The organism is Chloroflexota bacterium, from assembly GCA_040902225.1.
In the GTDB taxonomy this organism is placed as follows: Bacteria; Chloroflexota; Limnocylindria; order QHBO01; family QHBO01; genus CF-167.
Genome location: JBBDXT010000007.1, coordinates 119,401 through 132,744, shown reverse-complemented (window position 1 = coordinate 132,744; position 13,344 = coordinate 119,401). Strand labels below are relative to the sequence as shown.

At 67.9% G+C, this 13,344-nt stretch carries 15 protein-coding genes and 1 tRNA gene; 6 read left to right on the top strand and 10 right to left on the bottom strand.

Translation table 11 applies throughout. The features are described from left to right. The first annotated feature begins 74 nt into the window (after positions 1–74). Positions 75–263 (top strand): hypothetical protein, encoded by a 189-nt coding sequence (locus WEB29_09280; GenBank protein ID MEX2137119.1) that lies wholly within the window; start codon positions 75–77, stop codon positions 261–263. A gap of 76 nt (positions 264–339) precedes the next feature. Here the strand turns inward: WEB29_09280 and WEB29_09275 are convergent, their stop codons facing one another. From WEB29_09275 to WEB29_09235, 9 genes are all read right to left on the bottom strand, one after another. Beyond that, complete coding sequence (locus WEB29_09275) at positions 340–660, bottom strand: hypothetical protein (protein ID MEX2137118.1); 321 nt, start codon at positions 658–660, stop codon at positions 340–342. Positions 661–715: 55 nt separating this feature from the next. Continuing rightward, positions 716–787, bottom strand: a tRNA-Lys gene (locus tag WEB29_09270). Between the two features lie 69 nt (positions 788–856). Further along, entirely contained in the window at positions 857–1,768 is a 912-nt protein-coding gene (locus WEB29_09265) for a polysaccharide deacetylase (protein MEX2137117.1), read from the bottom strand. Further along, on the bottom strand, positions 1,765–3,438 hold the full coding sequence (locus WEB29_09260; protein MEX2137116.1) for an APC family permease: 1,674 nt from the start codon (positions 3,436–3,438) through the stop codon (positions 1,765–1,767). The genes WEB29_09265 and WEB29_09260 overlap by 4 nt, the downstream gene beginning before the upstream one ends. A 26-nt stretch (positions 3,439–3,464) precedes the next feature. Further along, positions 3,465–4,421 carry a metallophosphoesterase gene (locus WEB29_09255; GenBank protein ID MEX2137115.1) on the bottom strand — a complete coding sequence of 319 codons (957 nt, stop codon included), beginning with the start codon at positions 4,419–4,421 and terminating at the stop codon, positions 3,465–3,467. Positions 4,422–4,433: 12 nt separating this feature from the next. Continuing rightward, positions 4,434–5,120 (bottom strand): SDR family NAD(P)-dependent oxidoreductase, encoded by a 687-nt coding sequence (locus tag WEB29_09250; GenBank protein ID MEX2137114.1) that lies wholly within the window; start codon positions 5,118–5,120, stop codon positions 4,434–4,436. An 8-nt stretch (positions 5,121–5,128) separates the two neighbouring features. Continuing rightward, the gene (locus WEB29_09245; GenBank protein ID MEX2137113.1) at positions 5,129–5,857 is read right to left on the bottom strand and encodes an SDR family oxidoreductase; all 729 of its coding nucleotides are present in this window, start codon (positions 5,855–5,857) and stop codon (positions 5,129–5,131) included. Then, a complete protein-coding gene (locus WEB29_09240; GenBank protein ID MEX2137112.1) occupies positions 5,854–7,455 on the bottom strand; it encodes an APC family permease in 1,602 nt (533 codons plus the stop codon). The genes WEB29_09245 and WEB29_09240 overlap by 4 nt, the downstream gene beginning before the upstream one ends. Before the next feature lie 43 nt (positions 7,456–7,498). Further along, positions 7,499–8,506: an agmatinase family protein gene (locus tag WEB29_09235; protein MEX2137111.1), complete on the bottom strand. Its 1,008-nt coding sequence runs from the start codon at positions 8,504–8,506 to the stop codon at positions 7,499–7,501. Between the two features lie 96 nt (positions 8,507–8,602). Between WEB29_09235 and WEB29_09230 the strand changes: the two genes are divergently transcribed. After that, positions 8,603–9,139, top strand: coding sequence for an Lrp/AsnC family transcriptional regulator (locus WEB29_09230; protein ID MEX2137110.1), 537 nt, complete (start codon positions 8,603–8,605; stop codon positions 9,137–9,139). On the opposite strand, the gene speB is transcribed toward WEB29_09230, so the two are convergent. Continuing rightward, the gene (speB, locus tag WEB29_09225; GenBank protein ID MEX2137109.1) at positions 9,136–10,083 is read right to left on the bottom strand and encodes an agmatinase; all 948 of its coding nucleotides are present in this window, start codon (positions 10,081–10,083) and stop codon (positions 9,136–9,138) included. The two genes, WEB29_09230 and speB, sit on opposite strands and share 4 nt — an antisense overlap. A 59-nt stretch (positions 10,084–10,142) precedes the next feature. Between speB and WEB29_09220 the strand changes: the two genes are divergently transcribed. Genes WEB29_09220 through WEB29_09205 form a run of 4 tightly spaced genes read left to right on the top strand, consistent with a single transcriptional unit; the run spans position 10,143 to position 13,201 of the window. Then, positions 10,143–11,543, top strand: coding sequence for an amidase (locus WEB29_09220; protein MEX2137108.1), 1,401 nt, complete (start codon positions 10,143–10,145; stop codon positions 11,541–11,543). A gap of 45 nt (positions 11,544–11,588) precedes the next feature. Beyond that, the gene (locus WEB29_09215; GenBank protein ID MEX2137107.1) at positions 11,589–12,392 is read left to right on the top strand and encodes a hypothetical protein; all 804 of its coding nucleotides are present in this window, start codon (positions 11,589–11,591) and stop codon (positions 12,390–12,392) included. Then, positions 12,379–12,996, top strand: coding sequence for an urea carboxylase-associated family protein (locus WEB29_09210; GenBank protein MEX2137106.1), 618 nt, complete (start codon positions 12,379–12,381; stop codon positions 12,994–12,996). The genes WEB29_09215 and WEB29_09210 overlap by 14 nt, the downstream gene beginning before the upstream one ends. After that, entirely contained in the window at positions 12,986–13,201 is a 216-nt protein-coding gene (locus WEB29_09205) for a hypothetical protein (GenBank protein ID MEX2137105.1), read from the top strand. The genes WEB29_09210 and WEB29_09205 overlap by 11 nt, the downstream gene beginning before the upstream one ends. Positions 13,202–13,344: the final 143 nt, after the last annotated feature.

Here is a 13,344-nt window from a genome sequence, read left to right as displayed (position 1 = left end):
CGCGGGCCTAGCATCTGGCGAGCGGATCGGGGACACTACCGAACGTACATCGAGGCGAGTGGAGGATCGGGCGCGTGTTGAACTTTGAGACGAACCGGATCATGCACCGGCATGGGAACGACTGGGTCGAGATGAACCCGGTTGATGCTCACTCTCCCGACGAGCACGATCCCGAGCGTCAGCTCCTCCGGGGCCAGCGGCTCTTCCGCTGTTCCGCGTGCGACGAGGAGATTCAGGTCACCACAGGGGATCCCGAAGGCTGAACGTCCGCCGGGGATGACCCAGTAAACCAAACGCCCGCATGGTCGTGCCATGTGGGCGTTCTCGATGTCGGCGGCCCTAAGGCTTTCCGTGGTCTCCACGAGCGGCTACGGAGACAGCCTCGCCGTGTGCTCCAGCGGCTACGGAGACAGCCTCGCCGTGTGCGCGACCGGTGGTGCTGTCGTCCGTGGCCACGGCTGAGACATCGGCTCCATGGTTGGCGCGGGCGGCCTCAGAGACCGCTTCTCCGTGCGCCCGGCCGGTGGTGCTCTTGTCCTTCGCAATCGTCGAGACGTCGGCACCGTGGTTCCCGACCGGGCCATTGGCAAGCACAGCCAGCGTTGGAATCGCCAGCGTGAACAGGCCGATGAGCCCGATGCGGAGGAATCTTCGTTTCACGAGAGTCACCTCCAGCGCTCCATTGAAGCGCCTCTGGAGGAATGGTGCAACCGAGAGGGCCGTGTGGGGATCGAACCCACGACACGAGGATTAAAAGTCCCCTGCTCTACCACTGAGCTAACGGCCCGTCAGGAAGCATATCCCGGTCGGTCGCGGTGCCTCACGTCGCCACTTCGCCGGGAGCCCAATGGGCGGCTCAGGGGCCTGGCAGGCGTGGCGGGTGGTGGACCACCGGATCGAGGGGCAGTGTCTCCACATGCCGCGCGATCTCTTCGAGGCTCGCGATCCACAGCCCGTCGATGTCCCGTGCGTGGGCGATGAGCCGGTCCAGCGCGTCGGCGCGCGACGCGCGGCCGGAGAGAAACGGGTGCATGGTGAGCACGAAGCAACCGCCTTCGGCGACGAGAGCGTCGAGCTCGGCGGTCCACAGCTCGAGGGCCTTAACCGGGGTCTCGATGACTCCTGAGCCCGTCAGGCCCGGCAGGAACGCGTACTGCTCCCAGTCATCCAGCGCCCACTGGATCGGAATCTCCACGAGGGTCGGCGCTCCCGGGTCAGGCCCCGTCCCAAGGCGGTATGGCCGATCGGCATCCATCAGGCTGGAGTCGTAGCGAAATCCGTGACGCGCCAGCAGTCCCGGAGTGCGGTACGTCGCCTCCCACCACGGCGCACGGTATCCGGTCGGACGGACGCCGGCGATCCGATCGAGCGCCTCGAGCCCTCGCACGAGGTATCCCTCCTCCTCGTCCGCCGTGGCCCGGTATGGCGGCTCGTGCAGGTAGCCGTGGTGGCCGATCTCATGGCCAGCGTCACGAATGGCGATGACCGCCTCGGGATGAAGCTCGGCCGTGAAACCCGGGACGAAGAAGGTGGCCCGGACGTCATGGCGGTCCAGGACCCGCAGCAGCCGCGGCACCCCAACGCGGGGCCCGTAGGCCTGGTGCGACATGACGCTCAACCGCTCGGCGGCCTCCGGTCGATCGGCGAGCACTGCACTCTCGGCGTCGACGTCGAATGTGAAGGCCGCCGCCGCCCGGTAGCCGGCCGGCCACGCGAAGGCATCGATGGATGCCCCCGGGTCGGCCGGGCCGGGATCGGTCTCGTTCACTCCACCGGGATCTCCGCGAAGCTGGCCTCGAGCCGAACGCCTCGCCGTGCCCGCACGATCCGCGAGATCTCGTACACGACCAGGCCCGAGATAACCGTCCCGGCCGCGATCAGGAAGCGGACGGTGTCCTTGGTGAGCGAACCGTCCTCCGCTGTCAGGACGGGCGTCAGGCCGTTCAGGATGTTCACTCCTGAGAGCGGGTCGTTGAGGTACGCCCACTCGGCGACGAGCAGCGTGCCGAGGCTGAGCACTCCGACAATGGTGATCACCGGCACGCCCGCGAGCCGCCAGGCGACCGGCGACGCCTCCCAGATCGCCCGCCGACGATAGGGGAACGCGATCGCCGCCACCGACACAATCATGAAGCTGACGATGAACGCGATGATCCCCACCAGCGTCGTGAAGTCGGGGTTGGTGGCGTAGACGATCAGGGCGCCGACGCTCAGCACCCCGACCACCACGAGCGAGAAGATCGGGGTGTGGTACCGGTCGCTGACGCTGCCGAACCTCCCCGGGAGAACGCCGTCGATGCCATAGGCGAGGAGGTTGCGCGACGCGTTGAGGATCTGGCCGGGAAGCCAGGTATAGCTCCAGAAGACGAAGCCGATTCCCACCAGCAGCGCGACGACGATGTCGCCCGCATAGTAGGCGGCCAGCTCGCTGAACGGCATCGCGTACGGGAGGCCAAGGGCGGCTCCGTCGGCGAGGTACGGGTCCCACCCCAGGGCGCCGATGAAGGTGGTGCCGATGGTGGCCTGGAAGAGCGCGGTGAGCCCTATCGCCACGCTGACCGAGACGACCGCCGCGATCGGCATCGACCACAGCTGGATGCGCGACGCGCGCTTCACCTCACCGCCGATGTAGGCCGATGACTGGTTGAACACCAGTTCGAGGTAGATCCACGTGATCGGGATGAGGCTCCAGTAGAAATCAGTGGGCGCCTCGACGAAGCCGCCTGCGACCGCCGCGTCGATGACGGCCTGGCGCGCGTCGGCGTTGCCGGTGATGGGTCCCCAGAACCCGTTGAAGTTCGTCGCGAACGTGCTGGCCGGAGTGGTCATCAGCACGAACGCGATCAGGCCCAACGCGACCAGGGCGATGCCGAACAGGACATTCTGGATCCGGAAATAGACGTTGAGCCCGAGGCTGAAGACGGTCACCAGGAGGACGACCAACAGGGCCCCGGTGATGATCGTGCCGACGGGCGTGATGAACCAGTTCCCGATATCGACGAGGCCCTGGTTGCCGCTGATCACCCCGACGCTGCGGAAGAGCGGCCCCAGGCCGAAGCGCGCGAAGAACGCAGACGGAACGCCGCCGTAGATGAACCACCAGATGGTGTTGATCCACGACGACATCATCCCCAGTCGCGGTCCCAGGATGCGGCTGACATAGATATAGTCGCCGCCAGAGCGGGGAAGGGCCGCCGCCAGCATGGAAAAGACGAGGCTGGTCGGCAGCACGATGAGTAGAGCCAGCACGTAGCTCCCCATCATGTTACCGCCGGGATAAAACGCCGGCTCCAGCTGGAGGACGAACATCATCATCAGGCCGATGCTGATGAAGTTCACGTTGTAGATGAACGTGCTCCAGGTACCCGCCTCTCGCACGAGTCCCGTCGCCTGTCGCTGGAAGTGACTCCCGGTTGCCCCGGTTGCGGTGGTCGCCATGGTCGCCTCCTCAATCCTTGGCTGCTTCAGCCCGATACGAGTTGATGACTCACCACTCGACCATTCTCCAGGGTGATGAGCGCCCCCTGCAGCGTCCCCTCGCCATAGACGCTCCCCGGGTTGATCGTCAGGGTGCGGCCGATGCGGGCCACGGCGCGCGACTCATGGATGTGTCCGTGAAGCGAGAGCACCGGCTGCACGCGCTCGATCGCGGCGCGCACCGACCGGCTGCCGACCGGCTCCAGCAGCGGCTGACCACCGCCGCTCTCGACACGGAGGTCCGGTGTAAGTTTGGGCGCCATGTCAAGGCCCGATCCGTGCGGTGGGTCATGGAAGTTGAAGATCGCCGGCCGCGCCGGGTCGAGCTGCGCAACGAGCTCGTCGATGGTGGTGGCCATCACCTCCTCGGTGATCTCACGCGGGCTGTGCCAGGGGGTGGTGGTCGAATAGCCGAAGCTGATCACCTGGTAACCCTCGAGCTCGACGCAGCGTCCCTCCGCGTCGGTGATCCAGTCTCCCTGGCCCAGGATGCGCTTGAGCGCCGGATCGTCGTCGTTGCCGGGCATCATGAGGGCTGGGATCCCGGCGGCACGGAGGCGTTCGTCGGCGAGCGTGACCCAGCGCTCGGCGGTCTCGGCCATGACCCGGCTGAAGGCTGCCTTCAGGTGGTCGGGGTCCTGGTGCATGCGTGCCAGCTCGTCGGGGGTGGTGCGGTACGGGTAGAAGCCGTTGGTCCGGATGCGCTCCTCGATCTCGTCGAGAGCAGTGCCGGCCTCAACTTTATGGACCTGCCCGAACAGCTCGACACGGAACCGACCCGGCGAGGTCTGGACCACCGGGATCAGGGCTTTGCCGGTGATATCGCCACCGAAGATGACGGCGTCGGCCTTGTAAAAGGGCGCGGCGTTGAGAAACTTGCGAAAGACCCGCTCCGAGCCGTGGATGTCGGACGCGTAGAAGATAGTGAGTCGTCGTTTGGTCATCGGGATCGGGTTTCAGGGCGTGGTCGTACCGGCGTTCGGATGGAGCACCTGTCCGGTGTAGTTGGCGGCGTCGGCCGAGACGAGGAAGGCAACGCTCGCCGCCACCTCCGCCGGTGTGCCGATGCGTTGCAAGGGTGCGGTCCGAGCATACTGCGCCCGGATCTCGGCGAGCGTGAGGTTTGCGTCGCGAGCGTCGATCTCCAGCTGCGCCGTGTCGATCGCGCCGGGCGCCACCGCGTTGACGCGCACCGTTGGCGCCAGCTCGCGGGCCAGAGCCCGCGTGAGGCCGATCAGCCCCGCCTTGCTGGCCGCGTACGCAGTTGCCCGCGGCCAGCCGCTGACGCCCCATTCGCTCGAGATAAAGACGATCGATCCCCCCGTCGCTAGGAGGTGGGGAGCGGCGTCGCGTGCCAGGTAGAAGGCGCCGGAGAGGTTTGTGTCAACGATGCGCCACCAGTCGCTCGGGTCATGCTCGTCCATGGCGGCCATCGCCATGGTGGCATGGTTGACGATCAGGGCGTCGAGACGGCCGAACCGCTCGATCACGCGATCGATCAGGCGCGCCGCCTCGCCGGGGTCGGCCAGGTCGGCGGCAAGCTCTCCGCCGTGGTGGGTCGACGCCGCGACCTGGCACCCATCAGCGCTGAAGCGCGTGACGAGCGACCGCCCGATCCCGCCCGCCGACCCGGTGACCAGCACGACGCGGCTCACTGTATGACCGTGCCGCCGTTGGGGGAGTAGACCTGGCCGGTGGTGAACGTCGCGCGGACCAGGTGGACGATTGCCTCGGCGATCTCCTCGGGTCGTCCGATCCGGCGTAGCGGGATGGTCGCGGCGTAGTCCGGCTGCCGATCGGGGTCTGGCAGGAGTGGCGTATCGACCGGTCCGGGAGCCACCACGTTGACCCGGATCTCGGGTGCCAACTCGCGAGCGAGGGCACGGCTGAAGCCGATCACCGCCGCCTTGGCCGCCACGTAGGGAGCGATCCCGACGCCGCCGACCAATGCCAGTTCGGAGGCCACCGTGACGATTGAGCCCGAGCCGCGGCGGCGCATGCCGGGCACCACCGCGCGGGAGACGTGGAAGCAGCCACCGAGCAGGACGCGGAGGGTGCGCTGCCAGGCCGCATCGGTCACGTCGGCCAGCGGCAGCTCCTCGTAGAAGCCGGCGTTGCAGACGGCCACCTCGATCGGTCCGAGCTCGGCCTCGATGCGTGCGACCATCACCGCCACCGCCTCGGGCTCGGCAACCTCCGCCTGGTAGGCGCCGCCGCCGATGGATCCGGCGAGGCGCTCGGCGCGATCGCGCCCGGAGCGGTAGTGGACGGCCACGAGATAGCCGCTCTGTGCCAGGCGCTCGGCGGCGGCGGCGCCGATGCCGGAGCTGGCGCCGGTCACGAGCGCGACCGGCGCGGTCCGCTCCGTCCGGAAGATCACTCCGGCGGGATCTCGGCGAAGGCCCGCTCGACGTGGATCCCGCGGCGAGCCTGGAGCGCTCGCGCGACGAGGTACCAGACGGCGCCCGAGATCAGCACGCCGGCGGTTGCGATCCACATCCGGTGATCGCCGACGACGTCCGGGGTAGCCTGCAGCCCATTGACCGGATCGACCCACCAGATCCACTCGACGTAGAGGAGCGCGGCGGTGGCGATGACGCCGACGATCGACATCACCGGCACGCCGCCCAGCCGCCAGTTCACCGGCGACGATTCGAAGACCGCTCGCTGCCGGTACGGGAAGAAGATCGCCGCGATCGAGCACAGGAGGAACGAGAGGATCCAGCCGAAGATCCCGTAGAGCGTGCTGATCACCCCACGCGTGTAGAGGAAGAGCGAAAGCCAGCCGAGGATGGCGACGATGATGATCGCCATGGTAGGAGTGTGTCGGCTTTCGTTGACCTGGCTGACACGGGCAGGAAGCAGGCCGTCGAGCGACCAGGCGAGCAGCGCCCGGGTAGATGCCAGGAAGTTGATCGGCAGCCAGACGTAGGTCCAGAAGACAAACGTGAAGCCCAGAAGAAGGGCGAGCAGGAGGTTGTCGATGAAGGCTAGGGCGACCAGCTCGTTGTAGGCGGGCACGAACGACAGGCCCAGCGCGTCGGGGCTGAAGTAGTTGGCGCTGATCCCGCCGAGGAGCGGCAGCCCGGCGAGGCGGACGACTGCGGCAGTCAGCAGGAACATGAAGACGGTGACGAAGACGACGCCGCCCGGCATGCCGAGCAGCTGGCTGCGGCGGGCCCGTCGTACCTCGCCGCCGAGGAAGCTCGAGGTGATGGCGAAGAGCACGATGAACTGGGGCAGGGTGGAGGCGAAGATCGTCTGTTCGGCGGAATACGCCGCCGGCTCGACGGCCAGGCTGCTCGCGTTCGCTACGCCGCCAGCGGCTGCCACGTACCGGTCGAAGCTGGCTGCGAAGTCGGCGGAGCTACCGAGGAATGCGAGGCCGATGGCGACCGCGACGCCGATCATGCCGATGGCGAAGACGACGTTCTGGAGCCTGAAGTAGATCTTCGTGCCAGCGGCGAAGATCACCGCAAAGAAGGCAATGAGGACGGTGCCGGCGATGAGCGTCACGTCAGGATTGACGAACGAGTTCCCGACGTCGATCAGTCCGGTGTTTCCCGTGGCGACGCCCAGGATCCGAAAGAACCCAGACAGGCCGTACTGCGCCAGGTAGGCCGCCGGCACCCCGATGTAGACCGTCATCCACGCGACCCAGTTCCACGATGCGACGAAGCCGAGGAGGGGGTGCAGGGTGCGGCTGATGTACACGTAGTCCCCGCCGGACCGGGGAATGGCTGCCGCGAAGAGCGCGTACACGAACGCCATCGGGAGGGCCAGTGCGAGGGCGATGATCATCGCCTGGAACATGTCGGCGCCGACATAGAAGCCGGGCACGAACAGGAGCATGAAGGCGACGCCGATCCCGATGTTCTGGTTGTTGACGTTGTAGACGAAGGTGTCGAGAGCACTCAGGTCCTTTGTCAGCCCGGTTGCCTGGCGCGTGAAGACCTTCGTGGCGCCGGTGTCGGTCACATCTCTCCTCCTCTGATCCCCCCGGCTCGTGTTCCGCCCTCGATCAGGCTCGCCTCGGCTCGCCTCCGGTCGCCCATCCGCCGAGGACGTTGAAGATCAGGTAGCAGGCCAGCCGGGTACTGATGCCTGCCGGGTCGTATGCCGGGGTGAGCTCGACGACATCCATTGCGATCGGCTTCCGGCCGCCGACCATCTCGATGGCCCGCAGCGCCTCGGCGCTGGTGAGGCCACCCGGTTCGGGACCGTCGGTCCCGGGCATCGCCGAGGCGTCGATGACGTCGGTGTCCCAGGTGATGTAGAAGGCTTCGGTCCCGTCGGTGACGCGGTCGAGCGCATCGGTCACGACCGCCTCGATCCCGCGCCGCGTGATCTCGCGCATGGTGAACGTGGTGATCCCGTGCTCGCGCACGAACCGATACTGCTCCGGCGGGTTGAGCGCGCCGCGGATTCCGACCAGCGCCACGTTGCGCGCGTCAACGTTCTCGCGCTCCACCGCTCGAGAAACCCCGGACCAGTTGGTGAAGCGTTCCCCCGCGACATCGGGCTGGCAGTCGAGATGCGCGTCGAAATGGAGGTAGCCCACCTTGCCGTTGACGCGAGCCGACACCGCATCCATGGCGGGAATGGGTATCGAGTGATCACCACCGACCAGGATCGGAAAGGCTCCCGCGTCGAGGATCCGACCGACGTACTCCGCGATCAGCTGCCGGCTCCGTGCCGCGTCGGCGGGCACGATTGGGACGTCGCCGCAATCCGCCAGCCGGAAGGTCTCGAACAGGTCGATGTCGTACTCGCCGAGATAGGGAAGATACTGTTCCGACGCCAGGCGCAGCCCTCGCGGACCATGGCTCGACCCCGATCGGTAGACGGTGGCCTGGTCGAATGGCACGCCCAGCACGACCGCGCTCGCGCCGTGTGAGCGGATCGCCTCGGTCTGGCACGCCAGCCAGGGCGCCCCGAGGAACGAGGGGAGGCGGCCGGCCTGCAGCACGGTCGCCCGCTCCCCGGTGATGAGATCGGCTCCAGGCCGATCGAGAGCAGCCTCGGTCACCGCCGCCTCCACCCGCAGCCCCGAATATCACCGTCGGACGTGAATAGGGCGCATGTTGACGGATTCCGTCACGATTGTCCACACTGAAGAACGAATATGGATCGCGATCACCTCACGCTCGACGATCTCGACGATCTTGACCTGAGCCTGCTCCAGGCGTTGCAGGCAAACGGCCGGGTTCCGAACGCGCGGATCGCCCGTGCGCTGGGGGTGAGCGAGCCGACGGTGCGCAAGCGGATCGAGCGGCTGATTCGCGATCGGTTTCTCAAGGTCGTGGCGGTGATCAACCCGGTCCGGACCCCGTACCGGGTCGACGTGGTGATCGGGGTCAGGGTGCGCCCCGGGTCGGCGCTGGAGATGGGGAGCGCGCTCGCCGAGATGGACGAGACCGTCTATGTCGGCTACACCGCCGGGCGGTATGACCTCATCATCGAGGTCCTGAGCCGGACGGACGAGGATCTCTTCGCGTTCCTCTCCGAACGGCTGGGCAGGCTCGACGGGATCGTCAGCACCGAGACCTTCCACGTGCTGCGCACGGAGAAGATCAACTACGACTGGAAGCTCCCGCGGGAGTTCGTCGCTTCCGAGGCCGCAGCGGAGGACCGAGACGTCGGAGGCGGGTCGTCGGGCTAACGGGAGGACCGCCGCAGCGCGACGAGCGAGAGCATCTCGTAGGCAAGGTTGGCGGCGAGGAAGGCCGTCTGACCGGCCGGGTCGTAGGCCGGGATCACCTCGACCACGTCGAATCCGATGAAGTCGATCCCGGTCAGGCGACGGACGATGCTGAGGGCATCGTGCGCCGAGATGCCGCCCGGCTCGGGCGTGCCGGTGCCGGGAGCGAAGGCCGGGTCGACGACGTCGATGTCGAAGATGATGAAGGCGGGCCGATCGCCGACGCGCTCGCGGATGGCGGCCGCCACCGCATCGGCCCCGCGCTCGAGGACCGCCTCGGTGGTCAGATACTCGAGACCCAGCTCGTCGCGCAGCCCGGTCCAGTCCTCGGCGCCGTAGAGCGAGCCGCGCAGGCCGATCTCGATCGAGTGCGCGACGTCAACGAGCCCCTCCTCGATGGCGCGTCGCATCCAGGTGCCATGGTTGTACTTCTCGCCGAAGTAGCTGTCCCACGCGTCGGTGTGCGAGTCGAAGTCGATCACCGCAACTGGCCCGCGTGACCGTGTGGCGCGCAAGTGAGGGAGCGTGCAGGCGTGGTCGCCGCCGACGAGGAGCGGGATCACCCCGGCCTCGACGATCGGCGCGACGGCCTGCTCGATTGCGGCATAGCTGCGCTCGATGTACCCGGGGACGATCGCCACGTCGCCGTAGTCGACGCAGCTGAGCACCTCGAACGGCTTCACGTCGAGGTTGGCGTTGTACGGTCGGAGCATGACCGAAGCGTCGCGGACCGCGTTTGGGCCGAAGCGACCCCCGACCCGGTAGGTCACCCCGGTATCGAACGGAACGCCGACGATCGCGACGTCGACATCCTCGAGGCTGCGAACGTGAGGCAGCCGGGCGAAGGTTGACGGGCCGGTGAACCGCGGCGACACCAGGGAGTCCTCGGGAACGTAACGGGGCACGAGCGGCTCCTCTTCGACGATCGGACCTGGAGCGAGTGCTGACGTACACTCGCCAGCCAGTGGAAGGATATCTGGAGCGGTGCTCCCGAGCGGTGCGCGAGCGCCGTATCTCCGCGGCCGAGCTGGTGGAGGAGAGCCTGCGACGCATCGAAAGCGCCGCAGAGCTGAATGCGGTCGTGGCGCTCCGGGCGGAAGAGGCGATGGCCGAGGCTCGCGCCTGTGACGACGCCCTGGGCGCCGGTCGTGCGGAGGGGCCGCTGGTCGGCCTGCCGCTGCTGGTCAAAGACATCGAGGACGCTGCGGGTCTCCCCACGACCTTCGGATCGCTCCTGCACGCCGATGCACCGCCGGCGAAGATCGATGGGGCGGTTGCCGCCAGGCTCCGCGCCGCCGGCGCGATCCTGCTCGGCAAGACGAACGTACCCGAGTTCGCCTTCGAGGGATATACCGACAACCGCCTCTTCGGACCGACCCGCAACCCGTGGGCCCCGGCCTGGTCGCCGGGCGGCTCGAGCGGCGGCTCCGCAGCTGCACTGGCGGCGGGCCTGGTGCCGATCGTCACCGCAACCGACGTGGGCGGGTCAGTCCGCATCCCGGCGGCCGCCTGCGGCCTGGTCGGGCTCAAGCCGACGGCAGGCCTCATCGGGCGGGATCGGATTCTCGTGTCGCTCGAGCTCAACAACCACGGGCCCTTGACGTGGACCGTTGCAGACGCGGCGGCCCTGCTCAGCATCCTGACCGGTCCAGTCGCGGGCGATCCGGGGGCGCTGCCGCCGTGGCGACCGACCGGCGGTGGACTCCCCCGGCGGGTCATCGCTGTCGCCCGGTTGGCTCCGGGGCCGCCACTGCCGGCGACGGTCGAGCGCAGCTTCGCCGCCGCCTTGCGGGTCGTCGAAAGCGACCTCGGGCTCCCGGTCGAGCTGCTGGGATCCACGGCGATCTTCCCCTCCGGTTACGATCCGGGTGACTGGTTTCGACTTGTCGGGGTGGAGCAGGCGTGGGCGCTGGGACGCGGCGTGATCGAGCAGCGAGCAGCCGAGTTCGACCCGGTCTTTGCCGGGTACATGCGGCGGGCGCTCGAGATCGGGATCGAGGAGTACCTGGCCGCGCGCCAGGCTCGCCTTCGCCACACCCGTGAGCTTGACGATCTGCTCGACGAATCGACCGTGCTGCTGTCGCCCACGCTGACCGTCGAGGGCTGGTCGGTCGATGGACGCCTGCCCGGCGCCAGCCTTTCGGGCCTCCCCAGCGAGGTCTTTAATACCGAACCGGCCAACCTCACCGGCCATCCGGCCATCTCTCTACCGGCGGGGCGTCACCCGAATGGTGTTCCGTTTGGCCTCCAGGCGATCGGCCCGCGATTCGGGGAGGACCTGCTGCTGGCGTTCGCGGTCGCGTGGGAGGCGGCGCGCCCGTGGCCTCCGGTGGCCGACGGCTATTCCGCCTTCCCGCCCGGATGAGATGAATCCGGGGCGCACCATCGCGCGGTGTGTACTCTGGCGACCATGGGCACGCGGCATCCCCAGGCTGGCGCGAGTGAGCCGCTCAAGAATCCGCTCGCGGAGGCGCTCCGACTCATTGAGTTGGCGGAGAGCAGGGGCCTCCAGCTCCGGCTCATGGGCGGCCTTGCTTTCCATGCCGTGGTCCCCACCTGGCGCGCGCCCATCGAGCGTGCCCGCCGCGACATCGACCTTGCGACGCGCAGCCGCGACCGTCGCGCAGTCGCCGAGCTGCTCGCCGCCGCCGGCTACGAGCCCGACCGCCAGTACAACGCGCTCTATGGGCACAAGCAGCTGTACTTCGTGGATGGGCGTCGCGGGCGGCCGGTCGACGTGCTGGTGGATCGGCTCGACATGTGCCACCGGTTCGAGTTCGCCGATCGGCTGCTGGTCACGCGTCCCACCCTGCCGCTGGCAGAGCTGCTGCTCTCGAAGCTTCAGGTGGTGAAGATCAACCGCAAGGACATGCTGGACTCGTTGGTCCTGCTTCGCTCGTACGACCTGGGCGACAGCGACGACGGTGTGATCAACGCGCGCCGTATCACCGGTCTCACCGCGACCGATTGGGGCTGGTGGCGGACGGTCACCGGCAACCTCGATCGGCTGGCCACCTTCGCGCGGGAGGAGCTGGTGCCGGACGAGCTCGTCACTGACGACCCGCCGCGCCACGATCTCATTGCGCAGATCGAGTCCCTGCGCTCGATGATCGCCGCCGCGTCCAAGTCGCTCGGGTGGAAGGTGCGAGCGCGCGTCGGAGATCGCGTCCGCTGGTATGAGGAGCCGGAGGAGGTCGCCCATGGCCACGACTGATTGGCCTGTAGAGCGGATCGTCGTCCCTGCCCGCGAGGGTCGAGCGGTCCGCGTGGCTGCGGGACAGCACTTTCGCGTGGTTGACCTGGAGGGGAGCCAGGTCGGCGATCTCTTCGCGTTCGTGGCCGCGGACGTGAGCGAGTTCGTGAGCGCCGAGCACACGCGAGTCCACATCTCGCGCCTCTTCCCTCGCGTCGGGGAGAGCTTCCTCTCCAACCGCCGTCGGCCGCTGCTGACCATGCTCGTCGACCGGAGCCCCGGGTACCACGACATGCTGTGCGCCGCCTGCGATCCGACCAGGTATGCCGGCCTCGGCGTGCACGGCTGGCACGCGTCGTGTCAGGAGAACCTCGAGCGGGCCATGGCGGGGCTCGGGTTCACCGACGTCGAGGTCCCCCAGCCAATCAACCTGTTCATGAACATCCCCGTCCACCCGGACGGCACCATCGGCTGGGAACCGGCCCGCAGCCGCGCGGGTGACCACGTGGAGCTGCGCGCCGAGATGGAGCTGATCGTGATCCTGTCGGCGTGTCCGCAGGACCTCGTCCCGATCAGCGGCGACAGGCTGAGCGCGCTCGCGATCGAGCTCTTGGGTGACGCTTGACGCCGAGGACGAGATCCGCGAGTTGCCGATGCGGCGCATGCGCCCACCGGCGGTCCCGGACGAGCCGCCGCCGGTCCTGCGCGCCGAGGAGCTCGAGCGCCTGCTGGCCGCCTGCGCTGGGACGCGGTTCGACGACCGAGGTGACACGGCCATCATCCGCCTGCTGGCCTCGACCGGCATGCGCCGCGGCGAGTGCGTCTGCTGAAGGCCGAATCTCCTGCTCTTGGCGAGGGGCCCTGTTACAGCAGGGGATTCGGCCATTTACGCACGGACTCTCACGCTTAGAGCACAGCGGTTAGGGTGGGTTGACTTAAAAGTCCCCTGCTCTACCGCTGAGCTAACGGCCCG